Genomic DNA, 23734 nt, shown 5'->3' on the forward strand with positions numbered 1-23734 from the left:
ATCACGCGGGTATTTTTTTAAATCACAATCGGCGCAACCTGGAAGAAGCAATCACTCTTCATTTATCCGGATGCATTTAAAACGCAGAAAGTTGGAATGCGTTGTCTTTTAACCCGCTGTAATGATTAAAAAATCTTCCACGTTCAAATACTGTTTTGCCAGCTCCCGGATCCGTTCCGGAGTAATGTGCTTTATTTTCTGAATGGCCTCGTCGTAAAACGCCAGGGTGAGGCCATACATATCCACACTGTTATACATATCGAGCATGGCGTAAGGTCCGTCTGCACTTTTCAGCAACTGTCCGAGCATGTAATTCTTCACCAGATCCAGTTCATCCCCGGCAACCAATTCATTTTGCAAACGTTCCATTTCGAGTTTAATCTCGTTCAGTGTCAGATCCAGCACTTCTTTTCCAACTTCCGTAACTATGACAAAATAGCCTGTTTGGTTCAGGTCCATTACACCGGAACCGATTCCGTAGGTATATCCTTTGTCTTCGCGAATATTGGACATTAACCGGGAGCCGAAGTAATCCCCAAAAATGGTGTTGAGCACCTGGAAATCGATGTAATCCGGATGGGATTTCGGGAAGAGGAAACGCCCCATTCTGATCGCACATTGAACGGCATCATTTTTTGGAAAGTTAATCCGTTCTGCCTGAAACTTAAATCCTCCGGCATGGTGTACTTTTCCGTCAACCGCCCATTTACCGAACAGATCGATCAATGCATCCACCTCATCCACTTCCAGATCGCCTACCAGGGTAATACGGGTTAATCCTTCCAGGTAATGCTGTCTCCAGTATTTTTTGTACGCCAGTACATTTCCTTCATCGTAGTCGGATTCTTCCGAAATGGTCGAATAATCCGGGTTGGATGCAAATAAATGCTTTCTGAATTGCTGCTGGGCAACGTATTTTACTTTTTGCTGGTTTACAGCGAATTGTTGTCTCATCGAACGCAATACATCTTCTACTTCCGTTTCCCTGAAGGCCAGGTTTTGAATAGCATTGGCTACGATATTGGAAATGGGACGAATGTGCTCGCGCAGGCAGTAGATACTTACAACAGCTGTTTCAAATGAAATATCGGTATCGAGAAAACCGCCCAGCGCATCGATTTGTTCGTGAATTTCTACCGAGGAAAGTTCGTTTGTACCGGAAAGCAACAAGCTGTGCACGATGGCCGGAATACTTTTGTTTCCGCGTGTAATTCCTGCGTCAAAGAATAAATCCAACCGCACCGTATCATTGGGAACTTCTTTCATCCAGAGGAGTTTCACATCCGGAGTCACGTCGAAAACCTGGGGTTTCACGAACGAAATATGATCTACCTGTTTCGTTTCAGGCTGCTTGGTTCTTACACTCATTCTTTGATCGATTTAACGCGTAACAGCGAGGTATTTTCTTTTGTAAACAATTGGTTTGCGACGGTTTTTATGTGATCCGCAGTAATGCTTTGATAGAGGTTGTTTTCTTCGTTCACCCCGTTCGCATCCCCCAATAATTCGTACAAACACAGATTCATCGCACGATTCAACAGGCCTTGTTCCTGGAATTCTTTCACGGTCCGGATCTTGTTCAGCAATTTGGAAGTCTCTGCTTCTGACATCCGTTCTTTTTTGATGTCTTCCAACAAAGGCCACAATGCCTCATCCAATTCTTCGAATGAAACACCGTTGCTCAATTTTCCATCGATTATCAGCAAGCCTTCATCCAGAGACCCGGTAATGTAGGCATTAATCGAAGTGACCAGCTTCAGTTCCTTCTTCAATTTGGAGTACAAACGGGAAGACTTTTCCCTTCCAAGAGCATCGGAAATAATATCGGTTACATAGTATTCAAAACTTTTCCTTTCAGGCATTTTGAAGCTGTAATAAAACGCATCGTTGGGTACTTTCCGTTCGATTGTCAACTCCCTGTATTCTGTCTGAGCAGGTTCTTTGGGCAGGATGCGTTCCGGTTTTAAAGACGCCGGAATATCTCCGTACCACTTCTCTACCAATCGTTTGGTTTCTTCCAGTGAAATATTCCCGGCGACGCATAAAATGGCATTTGCCGGGTGATAATGCGCCTTGAAAAATGCTTTGACATCGTCCATGGTTGCTTCTTCAATGTGCTGAATGTTCTTCCCGATGGTAGCCCATTTGTACGGATGTTTTTTGTATGCCAGCGGCCTCAGTTCCAGCCAAACATCTCCGTAAGGCTGATTCAGGTAACGCTGCTTGAATTCTTCGATCACCACATTGCGCTGCACTTCCAGGCTTTTAGGGGTAAAAGCCAATGAAAGCATGCGATCGCTTTCCAGCCACAAAGCCGTTTCAATGTTTTGTACCGGAAGCACATCGTAGTAATTCGTAATGTCGTTTGACGTGAAGGCATTGCTTTCTCCACCTGCACGCTGCAAGGGTGCATCGAAATCGGGAATATTTACGGAACCGCCAAACATCAAATGCTCGAACAAATGGGCAAAGCCTGTTTTTTCTTCCGATTCATCCCTTGCTCCCACATCGTAAAGCGTATTGACTACGGCCATGGGGGTAGTGGGATCAAAATGGTGCAGGACCGTTAGTCCGTTCTCTAATTTAAATCGATTAAATGCGATCATTCAAATGCATATTTGGCGTCACTCCGTTCATTCAAAGCAACCTTAAATTCGTTTATTATTTCGCTGACAATTTCTGCTGCGGGTTTCATTTCTTTAATCAGTCCTGAGATTTGTCCTACTTCCAATTCCCCTTCCACCAGATCGCCTTCGAACATGCCTCTTTTGGCTCTTCCTCTGCCCAGCAATTCCTGTAACTCTTCATCCGTAGCACAGCGTTCGTAGGCTTCTGTTACTTTTTCAAAGAATGGATTTTTCATCAGACGCACCGGGGTCAATTCTTTTAAGGTCAGCATGGTATCGCCTTCCTGAGCTTTCAGCACTTCGTTTTTGAAATTCTGATGTGCCGAAGATTCGGGGGAAGCAATAAAACGCGAACCGATTTGCACGGCATCCGCTCCCAGGGTCATCGCTGCAAGCATTCCCCTTCCTGTTCCGATTCCACCGGCTGCGATCAATGGAATGGAAACAACCGATTTCACTAAAGGAATCAAACACATGGTGGTCGTTTCGTCCCTTCCGTTATGTCCGCCGGCTTCAAATCCTTCCGCAACCACAGCATCTACACCGGCTTCCTGTGCTTTTAACGCAAATTTGGCAGAAGAAACCACGTGAACGACTGTAATCCCTGCTTCTTTTAATCGCGCCGTGTATGTTTTCGGGTTTCCCGCAGAAGTGAAGACAATCGGTACCTGGTGTTTGATAATTGTTTGAATGTGATCTTCAATATTCGGATACAGCATCGGAAGATTGACTGCAAACGGTTTTTGGGTTGCTTCCTTGCATTTGCGGATGTGTTCGTCCAAAATTTCCGGATACATGGACCCGGAACCTATGATTCCCAATCCTCCGGCATTGGAAACAGCGCTTGCCAGTTCCCAGCCCGAGCACCAGATCATTCCCGCCTGGATCAAGGGATATTTTATCTGAAAAAGTTCAGTGATTTTATTTTTCATGAAGGATTGCTGCGTTCAATTTTATCAGTAACGAAAATACGAAGAAAATTACGAATGCCGAATTGAAAGCTGATTTATGGGGTTTTCAAAACGATTATTCCGGCTCATTAAAAATGCGTACAAACAACGCTATAAAACAGTTAGGGGGCATGATTAAATCGCGCCCCCTACCGTTCCTATTCTCGAAATGAGCTTATTCTTCTCTCAATTTCTTGATTGATTCATCAATTTCTTTTGCCATGGAAGGCAATTGCTTTTTCAGGTTTTCCATAGACTTGATCGTCTCTTCTTTAAACTCCCCATAACCACTGCACTCTTTCATTTCTTTGCGCAATTTTTCCTGGCTGGCTTTGTCTGTTTTCCCCTCGTAAATCTTCTTACACTTTTCTTCCTCTGCTTTATGTTCTTCCACATATTTCTTTTGGAAAGTTCCGTCGAAATTGTGCTCGCGATCGCCTTTCATCATTTCAGTAGCCATGTCAGTACATTCACACAATTCACTTTGTTTTGAACAAGATTGAATGGTCATGAATCCCAATCCAAGTACAGCAATTAGTTTTAATTTTTTCATTCATTTGAATTTAAGTTGTCCAAATATAATTCTAATTACGAATGCCGGATACGAATTGCGAATTAATTGAATCCCCTTTGACCTAACTGCTGTGGCCATCCGGTAATTATTTCCAGCCTCCTCCAAGAGCTCTGTATAGATTTACAACAGATTGCAGCTGGTCCAATTTATCGTTGATCTCGTTCATTTGAGCTGCAATTAAATTTTGTTCGGAACTCAACACGTCCGTGTAATTGATTTCATTTCGGTTACTCAACAACTCCTGTGTATTTTCCACCGCAATTCCCAGTGATTCAATCTGCTGCTTGCGAATACGCTCCCTCTCCACAGCATTTTGATAGGCATAAAGCGCGTTTGAGACTTCCATCCCACTTCGCAAAATCACATCTTGAAAATGATAGAATGCAATCTGCTGTTCCGCCTTCGCTGTTCTCAAACGCGCTTTGTTCTGGCCCCTGTTAAAAATCGGCTGGGTTAAACCACCAATGATGTTATAGAAAATGGACTGACTGAACAGGTCCTGGATTTTGAAACTTGCAAAACCTCCATTTGCAGTTAATGTCAGGGAAGGATAGAAATAGGTCTTTGCCACATTCGTGTTTTCAAAAGCAGCGATGAAGGCATATTCCGCTTCCTGAACATCCGGACGGTTCTTCAACAATTGGGATGAAACACCCAAACGCAAGTCGGTATAAATCACCTGTTCATCCAGGGTTCCGCGCGTAATCTTTTCCGGTCCGCGTGCCAGGAGGTAATTCAACATATTTTCCGCCTGCCAGACCTGATTCTGCAATTCCGGGACCATGACTTCCGCCGCATATTGATTGGCCTGGCTCTGCAAAACCTCTGCACTGGTTACTTTGCCGGATTCCTGTAAAGCTGTGAGGGTTTCCACTTCTTTTTTACGCAATTCGATCGTCTCCTGCGTAATTTTCAGCTGCTTGTCGAGTGCCAGCAAATTGTAATAGGTATTGGCAATGTCTACGATCAGTTGTGTTTGTATTGCCCGTTTGGAAGCATCACTTTGCAGCATTCCTGCAATCGCCCCTCTCTTCGCACTTCGCAATTTCCCCCAAATATCCGCTTCCCAGGAAGTTCCCAACTGGATGCGGTTGGTGTGCGTAGTCAGTTTGATAAATCCTTTCGGAGCATTGATCGCACGGCCGGATTGCTTTGCATCCGTGGAAGTAATATCCAATTGCAGGCTTGGCAAAAAGGCCATTTTACTTTGTTTCAGGTAAGCCTGACTGATCGCGATGCGTTCGACCGCCTGTTTCAGGTTTAAATTTCCTGCCAGGCCTTTTTCGATTAAGTCTTGTAAAACGGGATCGGAAAAGAGCTTTTTCCATTCCAGGTCAGCCATGGAAGTGGTGTCTTCCGAAGTATTGTCCCGGTACAAATTCGACGTATTCATCTCCGGCCGTTCATAACGTGTCGTCACACAACTTGTAACAAGGAGTATCCCTGCAAATAAAAGAGTATGTATTTTCCATGTCATCTTCACACCGACGTTTATCTGCGGTGACTTTGTAAGTGTCATGACATGGTCTTCAAAAGCTTTGCTTTTTCTTTTCATGGATTGATTCATTTTAATGGGTGATTTCTTCGGGTTCCACTTCCGCCTGTATTGGTCGGACACGTTCCTGCAAACGCTGGAAAACAATGAATAATACCGGAATAACCAGGACCCCGAAAATGGTCCCGACAAACATTCCTCCGACAGCTCCTGTCCCGATGGAGGTATTTCCCGCTGCTCCTACTCCTGTTGAAAGCATCAGGGGCAATAACCCGAAAATAAAAGCAAACGAGGTCATTAAGATCGGCCGGAGACGGGCAGTCGCTCCACTTACGGCAGCATCCACAATGCTCATTCCGTTTTTTCTCCTGTCCAATGCATATTCAACGATCAGGATGGCATTTTTAGCAAGCAAACCAACGAGCATGACAATGGTGATCTGTGTGTAAATGTTGTTGTCGACTTCAAAAATTTTATCGAAAATAAACACCCCGGATAAACCAATCGGAAGGGAAATCAAGACCGCAAGCGGCAAAATGTAACTTTCGTACTGTGCGCACAATAAGAAGTAAACGAAAACGACAACCAGCAAGAAAATAAACAGGGTTTGGTTTCCCCCCGCGCTTTCTTCCCGCGTCAACCCCGAATATTCATACGAATATCCTGCAGGCAAGCTCGTTTGTGCCACTTCTTCGATCGCTTTCATGGCATCTCCGGAACTGTATCCTTTATTCGGAACACCTGTTACAGCAATGGCCGTAAATAAATTGAAGCGGGAAATCACCTGCGGGCCGTACACTTGTTTCATGGTGATGAATTCAGAGACCGGTGCCATTTCGCCGTCAGTATTTCGTACGTAAATCGAATTCAAGCTCTGGATATTCTTCCTGCTTCCCGGTTCTGCCTGATAAATGACGCGGTATTGCTTTCCGAACTTATTGAAGTTGGAAGCGTAAACACCTCCGTAATATCCCTGCAACACGCTCATTACATCATTCATCGTCATTCCTGCCTGTTTGATCTTTGCCACATTGACATCAATCTGGTATTGCGGGAAATTGGGATTGAACGAAGTAGCTGCATACTGGATTTCAGGGCGCTGAGCCAAGGATCCCAGGAAATTCTGTGCCACAGTGTTGAATTTATTGATATCTCCACCCGATTTATCCTGCAACTGGAATTCAAATCCGGCGGTATTACCAAATCCCTGGATAGTCGGCGGAGAGAAGAAAATAATCTTCGCATCCCTGATGTGTGCTGTCTTGGCGAACAATTCTTCGATAACGGTTTTTACATCACGCTCCCGTTCATTCCACAACTTCATTCGCGCAAGTACCATTCCGTAAGAACTTCCCGAACCCGAAATAATGGACCGACCGACGACACGTAAGGTAAATTTCGTTTCGGGAACCGAACGCACAATGTTGTCGATTTCCGTTAATACTTCTTCGGTACGTTCCTGGGAAGTTCCTGGTGCCAGGGTGATATCCGAGAAAATCGTTCCCATGTCTTCCGCCGGAACAAATCCTTTCGGTGTAGTTTTCATTCCCCAAACCAAAAGCCCCGTGAAGATGAGCAAAATGACGGCAACCACCCATTTCTTTCTGCTGAAAAAGGAAACGATCCGTTTATACCGATTGGTCATTTTCCCGAAGGAAGTATTGAAAGCGGTGTTGAAACGCATTCTGAATGTCTGTTTCTGCCCATGCGTATCCTTATGCGGCTTCAATAATAAGGCACAAAGCGCCGGACTCAAGGTCAGGGCATTGACTGCCGAAAGAATAATGGCTATGGCAAGTGTCAACCCGAATTGTTTGTAGAAAACGCCTGTAGATCCCTGAATAAAGCTTACCGGGATAAACACTGCTGCCATAACCAATGTGATGGAAACAATTGCACCTGTGATCTCATCCATGGCATCAATGGTTGCTTTTTTGGAAGATGTATATCCTTCATCCAGTTTCGCGTGAACCGCTTCCACGACTACGATTGCATCGTCAACTACAATACCGATTGCCAGTACCAATGCAAACAAGGTCAGTAAATTGATACTGAAGCCGAACAGGTTCAGGAAAAAGAACGTACCGATAATTGCAACCGGCACACTGATCGCCGGGATCAATGTGGAACGGAAATCCTGCAAAAAGAGGAATACAACCAGGAAAACCAGGATGAATGCTTCGATCAGAGTATGAAATACTTTCTCAATCGATGCATCGAGGAAATCGTTTACGTTTACAATGGTGGTATATTTCATCCCTTTCGGGAAGGAAGCCTGGGCATCATCGAGCACTTTCAATGTTCCGTTGATTACTTCCTGGGCATTGGAACCAGCTGTTTGGTTCACAGCAACTCCCAAACCGAATTTTCCATTCACCCGAACCGAGCTGGCATAACTTTGGGATCCCAATTCAATACGGGCAATGTCTTTCAAACGCAGTACTTCGCCACCTTCTCCCACACGGATTACCATGTCGCCGAATTCCGTTTCTTCTTTCAAGCGCCCTTTGTACTTAATCGTGTATTGGTAACTCTGATCTCCCTGTTCGCCGAACTGTCCCGGCGCAGCTTCAATGTTTTGTTCCGCCAGAGCTTTATTTACATCGTCCGGAACGAGGCCATAACTTGCCATTACATCCGGTTTCAGCCAGATCCGCATCGAATAGTCCATCAAACCAAATGCGGTCGCATCTCCAACCCCTTTGATACGCTTGATCTGCTGGATCAGATTGATGTTGGCATAATTCTGCAAAAAGGTTTGATCATAAGTGGAGTCTTCACTGTACAAGTTAAAGATCAGCAGGTTACTCGCCTGACGTTTTGTAGTCACCACTCCGGCCCTGTTCACTTCAGCGGGAAGCAAACTCGTAGCCCGTGAGACGCGGTTTTGAACATTTACTGCGGCCAGATCGGGATTTGTTCCCAATTTAAAATAAACCGTAATGGTTGCTGTTCCGTCGTTCCCGGCGGTGGAAGTCATGTAAGTCATATCTTCCACTCCGTTGATTTGTTCTTCGAGCGGAATGACCACATTGTTGAGCACCACGTCTGCATTTGCTCCCTGGTAAGAAGCTGAAACCTGGACGGTCGGCGGTGCAATATCCGGATATTGGGAAACCGGGATGGCAACCAGGCCCAAAATCCCCAGAATCACGATCAATATCGAGATTACCGTAGATAATACGGGTTTTTCTATGAATTTCTTAAACATAATTCGTACTTAAAAATTGGATGACTGAATGACGAATCTTATTGGTTCAATTCTGCGTAAATTGCTTTCGGATCAGCCTTTACCGGTTTGATCTTCATTCCATCTTTGAGGAACTGAATTCCTTCCAGGACAATGGAATCGTTCAATTTAATTCCCTTTGTCACGATGTAGAAATGTCCGCTGGTAGCCTCCATCACTTCCACATTCACCATGCTGATGGTTCCGCTTTTCCCCACCGTGTACACAAATTTCTTTCCCTGGATATCCGTAACAGCACGCTGAGGCACGAGGAATCCATTGGAAATTTCCTGCGGGATCCGAACTTGTGCACTTCCACCGCTTCGCAATAAATTCAGTTTATTGGAAAAAGCAGCTCGAATTCTGGCTGATCCTGTTTGCTGGTCGATCAGTCCATTGATGGAGCCGATCCTTCCTTTTTCCGGGTAAAGAGATCCGTCGGAAAGGACCAGTGAAACTTGGGGTGTATTGGCAATTTTCGCTTTCAGATCCGCACCTTTTGTGTTGCGGATAAATTCCAGTAATTGCTTCTCGTTCATCGAGAAATACGCATAGATTTTTGAAATATTCGAAACAGTAGTCAGTGGCTTGGTCATATTACCTGACACCAAACTTCCGGGTTTGAAGGTCAGGCTTCCGATTACACCATCCACCGGACTGGAGATGCGCGTATAACCTAAATTCACGTTCGCATTGACCAGGTTCGCTTCAGCCTGGGCTAATTCCGCCAGGCGTGTCTGCAAAGCCAAATCTGCTTCCTGCGACTCGTATTTGTTGACGATGTTTTTATCTACCAGTGATTTGGTTTTCTGAACCTGCAGACGGGCAACGCTCACTCCGGCTTCGGCGCTTTTCACTGCAGCTTTAGCTGTCCGTACCAGTTGTTCGTATTGTGGTGCAGAAATGGTGAACAATAATTGTCCTTTTTTCACGAACTGACCTTCGTCCACGGCAATTTTTTCTACAAATCCGTCAATTTTAGGGCGAATATCAACGTTTTCAATTCCTTCTAAAATTGCGGGATAAGTTGTCTCAATGGTGGTGTTTTGCTGTTCGATCGTCAAAATCTGGTGCGGTTTAATTCCACCGACCGATGCGGGGGCCTCTTCGGAACCACAGGAAGCCAGGAGTACCAGCGACACTGCCGCCAATAAGTGGTTTGTTTTCTTTGTAATCATAAATTTTTGTCTTTTTCGAAACTTTGACGATGGGTGAAAGAAGTCAAAGTTTAATCTTTGTTACTGGTTTAACTACTTGGTCAAATACTGGCGCAAAGATCTTTCAAAGTCCGCTCAAAAACTTATTCAATTCATGCAATTAATTATCAAAATCAAACAATTTACATTTTTTAACTAACCTCCCGGAAAGATTTGGGAGTTAATTGTGTTTGCTTTTTGAAAAAGTTATTGAAATTGGAGGGATGTTCGAACCCTAAGGTATAAGCTATTTCAGCGACCGAGCTATCGGTATGGCGCAATAAGGCTTTTGCTTCATTGGCAAGACGCGAAGAAATGATCTCCGTGGTACTTCTTCCTGTTACCTCCTTTATCAAACGATTCAAATGATTGACATGAATGGACAGCTTCTCCGCAAAATCACTTGGTTTCTTCAATGCCAGTGACTGATCGGATGAATCGATGGGGAACTGTCTTTCCAACATTTCCATGAACAACGCCGTCAATACAACCGAAGCCTGAGGCTTCTTATCTTCACGGATATTTTGAGTACACAATTTATTGGTGTGGTGCAGCAATAAATGCAGGTAATGGACTATTACTTCGTATTTCTTTACATAATCGCCCTCCACTTCTTCCTGGATCTGTTCAAAAATAAATTCGAAAATGGTTGCCTGCTCATCTGTTAAGGGATAAACAGGATTCATCGCCATATTCATCAGCGGAGTATCTCTGAAAAGGGTGTCCAATAAATAGTTTTCGATAAAATGGTTATTAAACAGGCAAAAAGCTCCCAGTTGATCTTCCGAAACCGGTTCCCACACATGTGGAACATTGCGGTGATAAAAAACCAGTGTTTTCCCGGAAACAGGCACTTTACGATCTTCAAAATGGATGATCCCGTCACCGACCACAAGTGAAATCTTGTGAAAATCCGTTCGATGTAATTCGGTAATGCGTGCACATTGGATCTGCCCTCTTTTGAACACATTGAAATGACTCATTTTAGACAAATGGGAAAACTGTTCCATCGTCCCCTTGTTCAAAATACTTGCATAAAACTCCTGTAAAGTCAATAACCCATTCATGCTATAGAATTATGTTTTTCAAATATACAGCTTTTCAAACAATCAATTATGAATGATTTAATTATCAAGGACAATTCCATCCTTGATCACCTTATTCATTCTTCAAAAGCATACAGGTTGAAACTGCGTGGGCGTATTTTTTACCCGATTTGTCTGTTAATGACGCCTCCACCAATGCTGTTGAATTTCCCAGGTGAATCATTTTTCCAGTTGCTGTGAGTACTCCTGATTTGAAATGCACCATTTTCAAGAAATTGACTTTCAATTCCAAGGTGGTATAAACGGTGCCTTTCGGCAACAACGAATGAAGTGTGCATCCCATGGCAGAATCAAGAATAGCAGTAATCACTCCGCCGTGCACACATCCGTTTGGATTGTAATGAAATTCCTGCGGTTCGAAACAAAAGCCAGCCTTTCCCTCTTCCAATTCAACCAATGAAAAATCAAGCGTATTGATCAAAGGAGAAGCCGGAGCTTCCCCTCTTTTGATTGCCATTAAATACTCGAAACCCGAAAGGTCTTTGGAAAGTTCAACTCCTTCCAGCGGATTTCCCCAGGAATATGCGCGTTCGCGCTGTTTGATGATTTCCATAATAATTGATAAAAAGTGATATCCTCCCCCTTTACCCCCTCCGAAGGGGGAAGTCCGGTCAACCTTTCAAAGGAGAATCCAATCATTTTTGCATTTTGAATTTTACATTTTGAATTCATTTCACAAATTCCTTTGACATCCCAACCGGAACCAGCCATTGGTTTTTCTCTAAAGCCATCAGCAATTCATCTGCTACTTCTTTTGGCGGAATTCCATTTTCCCCACCGATTTCTTTCGAAAAATCCGTATTTACCAAAGGCGGAATCAATTCAAAGACATTCAACCGGTTTTCAAAAGTTTGACGCAAAACATCTGTGTACGCTTTCAGGGCCGCTTTGCTTGCCGTGTAAGTCGGAAGTGTTTTCTGCGGATAATAAGCTACAATGGATGTCACATTCACTACGGAAGCGTTTTCGTTCTGCAGAAGGGTCGGCAGCAATTTTTCCGTCAATCCGACAATCGATAAATAATTCGTTTCCATTTCCTTTCCTGCTTTTGAAAAAGCATTTGCATGCACATCCAATTGGTAGACATCCACATACCCTGCATTGTTGATGACCATATTCAGCTCGGGATGCTGATCCTTGATTTGAGCAACCAATTGGTCCATGCTTTCAGAATCTGTTACGTCTCCCGCGATCGAGACAACATTTTCCAATTGACTTGTTGCCTGCTTCAATTTTTCTTCATTCCGACCTGTAATCAACACCTTGTTTCCCAATTGAGCAAATCGTTTTGCCAATTCGAAGCCGATTCCAGCTGACCCTCCAGTGATTAAGATTGTGTTTCCGTTTGTTTTCATGTGTTCTATTTATTTGTTTGTTTGTTTATTTGTTTGATTGAGACAAAAAGATCAGAGACGCAAGACTAAAGACAGAATCTGTCTAAAGTCTGCTGTCCCAATTCTTTATTTTCTTGTTTGTACATTTTCAATGAGCATTGCTGTGGCCCCGCCGCCGCCGTTACAAATAGCAGCCATGCCATATTTTGCTTTTTGCTGTTGTAAAATATGTGTCAGCGTCACCAGGATTCTTGCTCCGGAAGCTCCAAGCGGATGTCCGAGTGCAACTGCACCGCCTTTAATGTTTACTTTCTCCAAGTCCACACCTGTGAGTCGCGCATTGATAATCGGTACATTGGCATAGGCTTCATTCATTTCGAAGTAATCGATCTCTCCGATCCCGACTCCTGCTTTCCGAAGTGTTTTTTCAATCGCTATTGAGGGCGAAGTAGTAAACCATTCCGGAGCCTGTGCCGCATCTGAAAAAGCTACAATCTTTGCTAAAGGTTTTAAGTTGTTTTCTTGCAGGAATTTTTCGGAAACAATGATCAGGATAGCTGCACCGTCATTTAGATTGGAAGCATTCGCCGCCGTGATTGATCCGTCCGGTTCGAAGATCGGTTTCAACAGGCTCACTTTCTCAGGATTCAATTTCTCGATATCCTCATCGGTACCGTAAACCAAATCACCTGTTTTCGTCTTCACAGTAATCGGCGTAATTTCATCCTTAAAACTGCCGGAATCGTGAGCTTTTTTCGCTTTTGAGAAAGACTTCAATGTATAATCGTCCTGTTCTTCGCGCGAAATTCCATACTTCGTATTTGCCAGTTCGGCAGCACTACCCATGTGGAAATTGTGGTACGGGTCCCACAAACCATCTTTCAACATTCCGTCGATGATCTGCTGATGACCTGTTTTGTGTCCTTCCCGATGGTTTTCGATGTAATACGGCGCATTCGACATACTTTCCATTCCACCGGCTATAACCACATCACTGTCTCCCAACAGAATGGACTGAACCGCATATGAAACCGATTTGATGCCCGAAGAACAAATCTTGTTAATGGTGGTTGCATCCACCTCATCGGGGATTCCTGCTGCGCGCGCCGCTTGCCGGGCCGGAGCCTGACCGATATTTGCGGAAAGGACATTTCCCAAAATCACTTCATCGACATCGTTTGCTTTGATTCCCGCTTTCAGAAGGGCATCTTTGATTACTTCCGCAGCCAGTTGTGGTGCAGAAAAAGAGGATAAAGTTCCCATGAAACCACCGGTTCCGGTTCTTGTTGCTGCTAAGATGTATGCGTTATTTTTCATATTGTTTTTTTATTATTTCGTTATATCACGAATTCATGATATCCTGGTTTAAAATATACCAATCGGTATATTGTTAAGTAAAAAAATTTTACCCGGTCATTTCACTAATCATTCTCCGGATCAGTTCCAGGTTTGAATTCAAGTATTTTTTATTCCTAAAGGTTTTCGAAAGAAGCATTCCTCCTTCTATCAGGGAAACAAAATGATTGGCAAAAGCTTCTGCATCGGTTTCCGGACGGAATATCTCTTTTTTGATCCCATACATTACCACACTTTGAACATGGTCATACCAATCACGCATGGCTTTCTGCACACGTCCAAACAGTTCAGGGTTCGAATCATCCGTATCAACAGCTGTATTCAACAACGGACATCCACCCGCCACATAAACCTTTTCGAAAACTTCGGAGTAAAAATTTACGTAAACCAGCAATTGTTCAACCGGATCCTTCAAACCTAACGAACGGTTTACAATTTCATTTTTGATGATGTTGTGATTGTAATCAAAAGCTTCAGCAGCCAATTCGTCCTTATCCCGGAAATTCCCGTAAACACTTCCCTTGGTAAGTCCGGTAGCCGTTGTAATGTCCGAAATAGAAGTTCCTTCGTATCCTTTCTTGTTGAAGATCGGAGCCGTTGTTTCTATAATGAACTGCCGTGTACGCGCTGCTTTTGTCATGAATGGTATTCAATTACGAAGCAAATATAATTGAAATATTTATTAATATACCAATCGGTATATTATTTTATCTTTTTTTTTTTTTTACAAATGAGTCTTTAATCCATTTTAAAAACAGACAGAATTTAGACCAGATCTAATAGGTAATAAGCATAGAGATCAAACCTAAAAATTCATTGTAAGATCCTCGACATGTCTGAAAGGAAACACCAACAACAAATTGATTATCATCAATGTAATAAAGACAATGGTTGCATTTCGATTCCTGATCACAAGAAATAAAAACGTAAGAATCGGAATACCGTAAAAACAACTGGTCTTAATCAATTCCAATTGCTGCCGATCCGTCAAATCAGACCAGAACAATACTCCTTTAGCGACCGATATCCAATTTTCAGACTGCAAGGTCATGGCAAACCAACTCATTGCTATGAACAAGATCACAACAGGAATTTTCCAATACGTATACGTTGTTTTGATTGGGGTGCTTTTAATTCACAAATAAGGATGGATACTGTTCTTTTTGATTGATAAAAAACTCAATTTCTGCAGGCAGGTTCGTGCGGCCGAATAAACGGGAAACGGGATCTCCGGTACCTTCACTGAAATAGTCTTCCAGGTTTCTGTATTGAACGATCTCAACACTTTTGATAATATCTTTCCCTAACCAGTAAATGTTTTTGATTTTACCGTAGGAAAAAACTTTCAATCCGATTCCCTGAAGATCGGGAATGGTGTCAGAGAATTCGATTAAATCTTTGACAAGTCTAACAGGTATAGCCATAACACAACAATTTTATTTCCAGCTAATTATAGGCAAATTTCAATCTGCTGTTTTTGATTACACCGGAAAGTTACGATTTTTTATGTTGGGCTTGAGAAAGAACTTTTTAACAGTTTCGAAACTTAACATTATGTTCACATTGGATGCTCCTGATTCCATCGGTAAAATGTACTTTTCGAATGTTAAAAACCACTTATTTTTACCTAATTTTAATCCATGGAATTCGGAAAAATTGATCGCAGTTTATTGGATAAGGTGAATTTTCGCCTGCCGGAGGACGGTGCTTTCACCAAAGCATTAAAACCAGCAGTTAAACAGCCTCAATTATTCCTGGGCGGCGCCAAGTGGGGCCGGAAAGAATGGGTCGGCCTGATCTACCCCGCAAAAACCAAAGAGGCGGAATTCCTGGACTACTACATTCAAAACTTCAACGGAATTGAACTCAATACTACTCATTATCAAATCTATCCGGCTGCAACCATCCAAAAATGGGCGGAAAAAGCAAAGGGCACGGGTTTTAAGTTCTGCCCCAAATTTCCACAATCCATCAGTCATTACAGCGACCTTTCCAGTGCCAAAGCACACGCAGATACAGACCGCTTCCTGGATTCAGTCATCAACTTCGGAGAACATTTGGGTCCGCTTTTCTTACAGCTAAGTGAGAAGTTCGGTCCGCAGCGCCGGGATGTGCTTTTCTCCTACTTACAAAAACTTCCGAGAGACATTTCTGTCACGCTGGAAGTCCGCCACCCGGATTGGTTCGGGAAAACTGAAATTCGTAAGGAGCTTTTCCAAACCCTGCATGAATTATCAATCGGTTCGGTCATTACGGATGTTTCGGGGAAAAGGGATTGTGCTCACATGGAAGTAACCGCTCCGGTTACCTTTATCCGTTTTGTGGGAAACGGGTTGCATCCGACGGACTATGAGCGTATCGACGATTGGGTAAAACGGATCAAATCATGGCTGCAGAGAGACATCCGGGAAATTCACTTTTACATGCATCAGCCGGACGAATTGTACACACCACAATTAACCGATTATTTAATCCGGGCACTGAATAAAACTTGCAAATTATCCCTTCAAGCGCCTAAACTGATCGGAACAACTGGAGACCTTTTTGGGTAATTATCAATTATTAATGGGTTAATTATCAAGTTTGCAAATTCTTGATAATTGATAATTCTGCCATTGATCATTAATAAGTGGTAACCCGGGTATTTCAAGCGAAAAAATTAAGTCAAACAGAATAGAATCAATATTAATTAATTGATAATCAAATAATTGTAAATTGATAATTTTTTAGTTGTTCTGTTAGAAATTCGTGTTTTTTTTTCAAAAAACACGGTTCGTATCAAACTATTACTACCTTTATCGCTCATTGTTCACTCGATAATTCCAATGGAAAAGACCAGTTTACCACATTTCACAACTCTTGCGTACCCGGTGATCTCTGGAAAAATTCCCTGTTTATATCCTATGGAATTACACTATTCATTACAACATGCCTCAAAACAAATTTGCCATCGCCCGTTATTCGGTTATCGATGAACTTCTCAAGAAGAATACCTACGTAAAAACCTCCACCATTGCTGAAACCTGTAAAAGAAATCTCGGATATGAGGTCTCACAGCGTACTATTCAGCTGGATCTGAACTCCATGAAGGACGATACCTTTCTTGGATTCTTTGCCCCTATTGAGTACTGTTCCAAACGGAAAGCTTATTTCTACAGGGATTCGGATTACCAACTCGGTTATCAGCAATTAAACCTTTCGGAACTGGACCTGCTGGAAGATGTCTGCAATATTGCCTCCAGGCATTTGAAACCCGATCAACGCGCCATCCTGGGAGATCTGTTGTTTAAAATCAAGAAAAGATACATCGCGAAATAAAACTTCGCCATTCGAATGTATTCTTGTAAGCTTGATTTATTATTTGTTATCTATTCGCTGAGTTATGATTTTCGAAGCACTGCAACTGCTTTCCAGACAATTGAATGACTACTTGAAAATCCGTTTCAGGTTGACGGAAGACATTGTGTTCATTTCTCCTGTGAAAGATCCTTCCAAATCATTTCCAAACCGCGTGGCTATTTCGCTGATCGGTGTAGAACGGGAAACAGTGATCAGCACATACACTCCGATCCGGTCAGTATCCGATGCCACGTTCGGATCCATAAATCCGCCGATATGGATTAACCTGCACGTACTGGTGTCGGTGATCTTCCAGGAAAAACAATACGAAGAATCCATCCGCTTACTCTCCGGAGTCATGTCCTTTATCCAGCGCAATCAAATCATTCTGACAGGTGATGAAGGCAAAAAGCTCACCCTGGAAATCATGAATTTGAATATGCACGAATTGTCCAATTTATGGAGCATTTCAGGTGAAAATTACTATCCTTCCGTCGTTTGTAAAATTCGTGGAACAGAGATTACAGGCAATGAGATCACCGATATTTCTTACGCTATTTCCCAACCGAGCAGCAATACCAAACTTCAATGAGCTGGCAGACGACATACCGGATCTGGCTGAAACTGGTCGTGCTTCATGAGTATTTTGATACAGAGCAATGTGGCTTAAAGCTTGAACCGGACACTGCAACCAGCACGCACCTTCAAAAAGCAGGACTGATCTTTAAGCAACAAGATGCGAAGACCTGGCTCCTGGTCGGGGAAGATTCCATTCTTTTGGAAGAAGAAACTCTTCTGAACTTTTATTTCAAAACCTCGCAAAGTGAGTTCTACTATTATACCGATCAAACAGCCGCTTCCGGGGCCGACTGGTCCTTACTCGATTATAACAAAAACGGGATTTGGAAAATCCTCACTATTCCGGTAAACACATCCCGCCTGCATGCTTCAGAAACCGAAACGATCGAAATCCGGTTGAAAAGTCAGTTGAAACATGTCGAATTCCTTGTATTTCCTTCCCAAAACTATTCCATGGGACCATTGGAAATCCGGGAGCAACGTGAAAAAGTGCTCTTTAAGGAAGCGGAAGAACTGAAACTTCCCGGAACAGAACGAATCCTTTACCGCTTTGTTTCTTCCGAAACACTGCCTTTGAAACAAAAAAGCGAGTACCAGTTCCATTTGTGGGAATTGCGGAAAAGCGGTGAAAACCTGTTGAGCAGGCTCCCCGACTTCCCCCGGGTAAACGTGCTTTCTCCCTTCAGTCCGAAGGACACTATAACAAGTTATATCTATTTATAAATCAATACAATAAATCCAAGTATGAGTACAATGAAAACACCTGGGGTATACATCGTCGAAAAGAACGCGTTCCCAAATTCCGTTGTCGAAGCTGCAACTGCTGTACCCGCATTCATAGGTTACACCGAGTTCGCCAAAGACGGAAACAAATCTTTAGTAAACAAGCCATGGAAAATCAGCTCACTGGCTGAATTCATGCAGTATTTCGGGGGAGCTCCGACTCCAAAATTCAGCGCCACTCCAGCCAAAGAAGGTGAAGATGGTGATGAACAGCTTGGAGTTGCTACACTGGCACTTAACGGTGTGAAACATACGGTTCAGCGCGAAGGTGACAAATACAACTTCTATTACCAGATGCGTTTTTTCTTCGCAAACGGTGGTGGACCATGCTACATTGTTTCAGTCGGTGAAGGATATGAGGGTGGTTTGGACGAAGAAAAATTAAAAAATGGAATCGACACCCTTTTGAAAGAAGAAGAGCCAACCATGGTTTTGGTGCCTGAAGCAGTGTATTTAGCAAATGTAGACAGCTGTGCCAATGTGCAGGTTAAAACATTGTCTCACTGTGGAGGAGAAATGAGGAACCGGGTAGCTATTTTCGATGTATTCGACGGGTTCAAAGATACCAGAAGCGAGAATGTCAAAAACTTCCGCGAAAAAATCGGTACTGAATTCCTGGATTACGGAGCAGTATATTATCCATGGCTGAATACATCCATCGTTTCAGACAACGACATCAGTTTCCTGAATTTCAGTGACCCGGATGCGATTGCTGCACTTCTTACTGCAGAAGACAAGGCTGGAAAATTGACGGAATTTATCGAAAAAGTAAGCAAAGCCAATGTGGACAAGTACTTTGAATTAGTTGATGACACTGATAAAACAGACGAATTCACAAAACTGGATCTTGATATCAAGACTGCACACAAAGTATTGGCGCGCCACTCTTCGATCTATAGTGAATTGATGCGTGAAATGCTGCTGATTATCAACTTGTTGCCGCCAGCTACTGCAATGGCAGGAATTTACACCTTGGTTGACGGAACAAAAGAAGTCTGGAAAGCACCGGCAAACATTTCAGTTGCCAATGTGATCAGTCCGACAGTAAGCATTTCTTTCAATGACCAGGAAGATCTGAACGTTCCGATGAATGGTAAAGCAGTAAACGCAATCCGCTATTTCGTAGGAGACGGGATCAAAGTTTGGGGAGCACGTACCCTGGATGGAAACTCCCTTGATTGGAGATACATCAACGTACGCAGAACCATGATCATGCTGGAAGAATCCATCAAAAACGCTGCAAAAGCATATGTATTCGAACCGAACGTTGCAAATACCTGGGTAAGCGTAAAAAGTATGATCAGCAATTTCCTGAACGGAATCTGGAAACGCGGAGGACTGGCAGGAGCCGTTCCTGAAGACGCATTCAGTGTGCATATCGGGCTTGGCGATACCATGACACCGGAAGATATCCTGGAAGGGATTATGCGCATCACCATCCTCGTTGCAATTTCAAGACCGGCTGAGTTTATCGAGATTACGTTCCAGCAGCAAATGCAGAAAAGCTAACTAAAACAATTCAAAATTGAGAATTGAAAATTGAAAAGAGAATACTCTTTCAACTGCAACGGGATAACATGCTGAAAGGCGTAATCCTCCTTTTCAATTCTCCATTTTACATTTTCAATTAAATAAAAAGAAATCATGGCAGGAGAAAAACAAGATAATGTATGGCCTCTACCGAAGTTTTACTTCCAGGTAAAATTAGGAGATAAAGAAGTTCCGTTCCAGGAAGTATCCGGATTGGACATTGAAGCTCAAATCATTGAGTACAGACATGGAAACAGCAAAGAGTTTTCAACGATTAAAATGCCGGGAATCAAAAAGACCGGAAACGTAACACTGAAAAAAGGTGTATTCGTGAAAGACAATGGATTCTGGGACTGGTTTAACAAGATCAAAATGAACACGATCGAACGTCAGACAGTCGTAATCAGTTTATTGGACGAAGCAGGAAAACCAACCATGGTTTGGACGTTGAACAATGCCTGGCCGACGAAAATCACCGGAACGGACATGAAATCGGACGGGAATGAAGTAGCTGTGGAAACGGTTGAGATCGCTCACGAAGGATTAACGATTGCCAACAGCTAATAAGCAGATTCTATGGCTAAGTCAAAATGGGAACTTCCGGTAGCTTTTTATTTCCAGGTGAAAATCGGGAATGAAGAGTTTGCATTCAAAGAAGTAACCGGATTATCTGCTGAAATAGAAACAGAAAGCGTAAAAGAAGGAGGTGTGAATGAATTTACATACCTCCTTCCCAAGCAAGTGAAACATGGTAATCTGAGTTTAAAAAGGGCACTGAACCCGGTTAACCGGAACGATGTGGTTTGGATCAAAAAAATCCTGGAGGGTGACTTTTCACAACCCATTGTTCCAAGAGATATCGTGGTGAATTTGTTGGGACAGGATGGTGCGCCCATTTATACCTGGACTTGCTCGAAGGCCTATCCGGTGAAATGGGAAATCGGGAACCTCGATTCACAATCCAACACCATTTTAATTGAAACGATCGAATTTGCATATACAACCCTGAAACGTTCTTAGATCTTATGTCAATTATTATTAAAGAAATCAGTATTCGAACGACTATTGAGCGAAAAGCTGGCTCAACGGGTGATCTTGATTTGAAAGTAGCCAAACTCAAAAAAGATATTTTGAGAGAGGTACAGGACACCTTACGCAAACAACGCATGAAGAAAGGAGATCGGTAATGGGTGAATTGGTCAAGTTAAAAATCATTGGGTACGAAAATCAGAGTTATTCCGAATCGAAGAAAAGCAGTGACTTCACAACACAAGTGAATCCTGCCACAATGAAATTGGGAAAACGCCTGAATTACTCTCAAAATGGAGAGGCACAAGGCGTGGCAAATCTCCGAAAATTCCGTTCCCAGGCACTTGACAGTCTTTCCTTCGAAGTTTTGATGGACGATACGGGAATCATTCCAAGTAAAACGGGAAAAATCAAAGACCGGATCAATCAACTCGAAAAAGCAATTTACCGCATCAACTCAGAAAGTCACGAACCCAGCTACACGAAAGTAATCTGGGGAACGTTCATCTTCCGCGGAAGGGTTGAGAGCATCAATTATGACTACAGTTTGTTCTCTCCGGACGGAACTCCTTTAAGGGTAAAGGTCTCTTTTTCATTTGCGGGTTATTTCGACAAAGACACCACGCAGATGAACTCACCGGATCTTTCCCGGGTCATTACATTCCGTGCGGGAGATACCATTGCACGTTATTGCGATGAAATTTATGGCGATGCATCGTTTTGCCATGAAATAGCAGCTTATAATAACCTGAGTGAATTCAGAAACATTGAACCGGGAACAAAAATCCAGTTCCCACCATTAGCAAGAAAATGAGCGTATCACCGGAAAAAAATAGTGAAGGACTCGTAACTTTTTCCATCTACAGTGAAGGGGAAAAGATCAGCGACAGCTTCGAAGCGGTTTCGATCTGGGTCCGTCGGGAAGTCAATCGCATTGGCCGTGCAAAACTGGTATTTGAAGCGGGAAATATGCCCATGAAAGAAATCCCGGAAAGTGATGACGATACTTTTGCTCCCGGTACTACCATCCGTATTGAAGCGGGTTACCAAAGCAATGAACACATCCTGTTCGAAGGAGTCGTTATTACCCATAACGTGGATATTCCGGAAGACGATACCGCCACACTGGAAATTGAATGTGCCGATTTTATGTTTCCGACTACACTGATCCGGAAGAACAATTACTTCGAACAACAAAAGGACAGCGATATCATTTCGACCATTCTCGGCACTTATTCCGGCCTTACAGCAACTGTAGATGCAACAACGGTTTCACACCCGGAAATGGTACAATACTACTGTTCCGACTGGGATTTCATTTGTTCCCGAGCCGACGCAAATGGGTTGATTATTATTACAGACCAAAAGAAAGTCAATGTTATCAAGCCCAACGTCTCTGCCTCGCCGGTACTCAAAGTCACTTACGGAGAAGACCTCATTTCTTTCCGCGGAGAACTGCAGACTGCAGATCAAACACCGGGTGTAGATGCCTACGCTTGGGATATTGCTACACAAGCAATGATTAAAGCGGCTTCTGCTACTCCGACACTGAATGAACAGGGAGACCAAACTCCTTCCGACCTGTCGGAAGCTGTCGGCGGAGATCGCTGGGAAATTCAAACAGAAAGTTACGGAGATTCTTCCCAGCTGCAAACCTGGGCAGATGCGCAATCGCTTAAAGCCGGGTTATCCCGCATCCGGGGCGAGATCCGCTTCCAGGGAAGTTCACTGGCCGTGCCGGGCTGTTTGATCACCCTCGACGGATTGGGAAAACGGTTCAACGGAGATGCTTTTATCGGAGCTGTAGAACATTCTATTGAAGACGGTGAATGGATCACCACCGCCGGAATGGGAATTGACCCGGAAATGGCCACACAAAACACCGATGTGGTGACTCCTCCGGCTTCCGGACTTCTTCCGGGAATTGAAGGACTGCATATCGGGGTGATTAAGAAACTGGATGGAGATCCGGCCAAGGAATTCCGGGTACAGGTAGAAATCCCTTTATTGAACACCGATAAAAACCTGGTATGGGCACGTTTAAGCAATTTCTGGAGCAGTAACAGTTTCGGCGCTTTTTTTATTCCGAATGTGGGTGATGAAGTGGTATTGGGTTTTTTGAACAACGATCCCACATATCCGGTTATCCTCGGAAGTTTATACAGTTCGGCAAATCCGGCACCACTGCAAATCGACAAAAAGAACCCGATCCAGCTCATGCAAACCAAAAACGGGATCAAGCTGGAAATGGACGATGAAAATAAAGTAGTAACGGTAACAACACCCGGTACCAATAAACTGGTATTGAGTGATAAAGACAAAACGGTTACCCTTGCTGACCAGAACGGAAATAAAATTGTGCTTTCAGACAGTGGAATTCTCATTCAGGCGGCAAAAGAAATTACACTCAAGGCCGGAACAGAAGTGAAAGTCGATGCCGGAACAAACGCCAGCGTAAAAGCCGGCGTGAATGCAACTGTAAAAGGAACAAACGTAGAACTGACCGCAGATGCCAGTTTCACGGCAAAAGGAAATGCCTCTGCGGAATTATCGGCAGCCGGACAAACAGCTGTAAAAGGTGCCATAGTAATGATTAATTAAAAAGAA

Annotated in this window: 23 protein-coding genes; 10 read left to right on the plus strand and 13 right to left on the minus strand. The window is 43.3% G+C overall.

Going from position 1 to position 23734, the window contains the following annotated elements:
- Positions 1-108: 108 nt before the first annotated feature.
- The 13 genes from FO442_RS09895 to FO442_RS09955 all read right to left on the minus strand — a co-directional run bounded on the left by FO442_RS09895 (position 109) and on the right by FO442_RS09955 (position 15291).
- Positions 109-1368 (minus strand): M16 family metallopeptidase, encoded by a 1260-nt coding sequence (locus FO442_RS09895; RefSeq protein WP_144333012.1) that lies wholly within the window; start codon positions 1366-1368, stop codon positions 109-111.
- Complete coding sequence (locus FO442_RS09900) at positions 1365-2606, minus strand: M16 family metallopeptidase (RefSeq protein WP_144333013.1); 1242 nt, start codon at positions 2604-2606, stop codon at positions 1365-1367. The genes FO442_RS09895 and FO442_RS09900 overlap by 4 nt, the downstream gene beginning before the upstream one ends.
- A complete protein-coding gene (locus FO442_RS09905; protein ID WP_144333014.1) occupies positions 2603-3559 on the minus strand; it encodes an NAD(P)H-dependent flavin oxidoreductase in 957 nt (318 codons plus the stop codon). Before FO442_RS09905 ends, FO442_RS09900 begins: the two co-directional genes overlap by 4 nt.
- 193 nt (positions 3560-3752) lie before the next feature.
- Positions 3753-4130: a hypothetical protein gene (locus tag FO442_RS09910; RefSeq protein WP_144333016.1), complete on the minus strand. Its 378-nt coding sequence runs from the start codon at positions 4128-4130 to the stop codon at positions 3753-3755.
- A gap of 106 nt (positions 4131-4236) precedes the next feature.
- Entirely contained in the window at positions 4237-5706 is a 1470-nt protein-coding gene (locus FO442_RS09915) for an efflux transporter outer membrane subunit (protein WP_246073837.1), read from the minus strand.
- Positions 5707-5719: 13 nt separating this feature from the next.
- The gene (locus FO442_RS09920) at positions 5720-8857 is read right to left on the minus strand and encodes an efflux RND transporter permease subunit (protein WP_144333017.1); all 3138 of its coding nucleotides are present in this window, start codon (positions 8855-8857) and stop codon (positions 5720-5722) included.
- 38 nt (positions 8858-8895) lie between these two features.
- Positions 8896-10053, minus strand: coding sequence for an efflux RND transporter periplasmic adaptor subunit (locus FO442_RS09925; protein WP_144333018.1), 1158 nt, complete (start codon positions 10051-10053; stop codon positions 8896-8898).
- Between the two features lie 170 nt (positions 10054-10223).
- Positions 10224-11138, minus strand: a complete 915-nt coding sequence (locus FO442_RS09930; protein WP_144333019.1) for a helix-turn-helix domain-containing protein — start codon at positions 11136-11138, stop codon at positions 10224-10226.
- Positions 11139-11229: 91 nt separating this feature from the next.
- Positions 11230-11730, minus strand: a complete 501-nt coding sequence (locus FO442_RS09935) for a PaaI family thioesterase (RefSeq protein WP_144333020.1) — start codon at positions 11728-11730, stop codon at positions 11230-11232.
- 115 nt (positions 11731-11845) lie between these two features.
- Positions 11846-12532: an SDR family oxidoreductase gene (locus tag FO442_RS09940; protein ID WP_144333021.1), complete on the minus strand. Its 687-nt coding sequence runs from the start codon at positions 12530-12532 to the stop codon at positions 11846-11848.
- A 105-nt stretch (positions 12533-12637) separates the two neighbouring features.
- A complete protein-coding gene (locus FO442_RS09945) occupies positions 12638-13828 on the minus strand; it encodes an acetyl-CoA C-acyltransferase (protein ID WP_144333022.1) in 1191 nt (396 codons plus the stop codon).
- Positions 13829-13916: 88 nt separating this feature from the next.
- Positions 13917-14507, minus strand: coding sequence for a TetR/AcrR family transcriptional regulator (locus tag FO442_RS09950; RefSeq protein ID WP_144333023.1), 591 nt, complete (start codon positions 14505-14507; stop codon positions 13917-13919).
- Positions 14508-14997: 490 nt separating this feature from the next.
- On the minus strand, positions 14998-15291 hold the full coding sequence (locus FO442_RS09955; protein ID WP_144333024.1) for a hypothetical protein: 294 nt from the start codon (positions 15289-15291) through the stop codon (positions 14998-15000).
- 216 nt (positions 15292-15507) lie between these two features.
- Between FO442_RS09955 and FO442_RS09960 the strand changes: the two genes are divergently transcribed.
- From FO442_RS09960 to vgrG, 10 genes are all read left to right on the plus strand, one after another.
- On the plus strand, positions 15508-16419 hold the full coding sequence (locus FO442_RS09960; RefSeq protein ID WP_144333025.1) for a DUF72 domain-containing protein: 912 nt from the start codon (positions 15508-15510) through the stop codon (positions 16417-16419).
- A gap of 376 nt (positions 16420-16795) precedes the next feature.
- Positions 16796-17185, plus strand: a complete 390-nt coding sequence (locus tag FO442_RS09965; RefSeq protein WP_144333026.1) for a hypothetical protein — start codon at positions 16796-16798, stop codon at positions 17183-17185.
- A gap of 64 nt (positions 17186-17249) precedes the next feature.
- On the plus strand, positions 17250-17798 hold the full coding sequence (locus FO442_RS09970; RefSeq protein ID WP_144333027.1) for a Pvc16 family protein: 549 nt from the start codon (positions 17250-17252) through the stop codon (positions 17796-17798).
- Positions 17795-18508: a hypothetical protein gene (locus FO442_RS09975; protein ID WP_144333028.1), complete on the plus strand. Its 714-nt coding sequence runs from the start codon at positions 17795-17797 to the stop codon at positions 18506-18508. The genes FO442_RS09970 and FO442_RS09975 overlap by 4 nt, the downstream gene beginning before the upstream one ends.
- A 21-nt stretch (positions 18509-18529) precedes the next feature.
- Positions 18530-20077, plus strand: a complete 1548-nt coding sequence (locus FO442_RS09980; protein ID WP_144333029.1) for a phage tail sheath family protein — start codon at positions 18530-18532, stop codon at positions 20075-20077.
- 135 nt (positions 20078-20212) lie between these two features.
- Positions 20213-20662, plus strand: coding sequence for a phage tail protein (locus tag FO442_RS09985; protein WP_144333030.1), 450 nt, complete (start codon positions 20213-20215; stop codon positions 20660-20662).
- A 12-nt stretch (positions 20663-20674) separates the two neighbouring features.
- The gene (locus FO442_RS09990; RefSeq protein ID WP_144333031.1) at positions 20675-21118 is read left to right on the plus strand and encodes a phage tail protein; all 444 of its coding nucleotides are present in this window, start codon (positions 20675-20677) and stop codon (positions 21116-21118) included.
- A 5-nt stretch (positions 21119-21123) separates the two neighbouring features.
- Positions 21124-21285 carry a hypothetical protein gene (locus tag FO442_RS18705; RefSeq protein WP_186280035.1) on the plus strand — a complete coding sequence of 54 codons (162 nt, stop codon included), beginning with the start codon at positions 21124-21126 and terminating at the stop codon, positions 21283-21285.
- Positions 21285-21941: a CIS tube protein gene (locus FO442_RS09995; RefSeq protein WP_144333032.1), complete on the plus strand. Its 657-nt coding sequence runs from the start codon at positions 21285-21287 to the stop codon at positions 21939-21941. The genes FO442_RS18705 and FO442_RS09995 overlap by 1 nt, the downstream gene beginning before the upstream one ends.
- A complete protein-coding gene (vgrG, locus tag FO442_RS10000; protein ID WP_144333033.1) occupies positions 21938-23728 on the plus strand; it encodes a type VI secretion system tip protein VgrG in 1791 nt (596 codons plus the stop codon). Before FO442_RS09995 ends, vgrG begins: the two co-directional genes overlap by 4 nt.
- The last annotated feature ends 6 nt before the right edge of the window (positions 23729-23734 follow it).

It is taken from the genome of Fluviicola chungangensis (assembly GCF_007558725.1).
In the GTDB taxonomy this organism is placed as follows: domain Bacteria; phylum Bacteroidota; class Bacteroidia; order Flavobacteriales_D; family Crocinitomicaceae; genus Fluviicola; species Fluviicola chungangensis.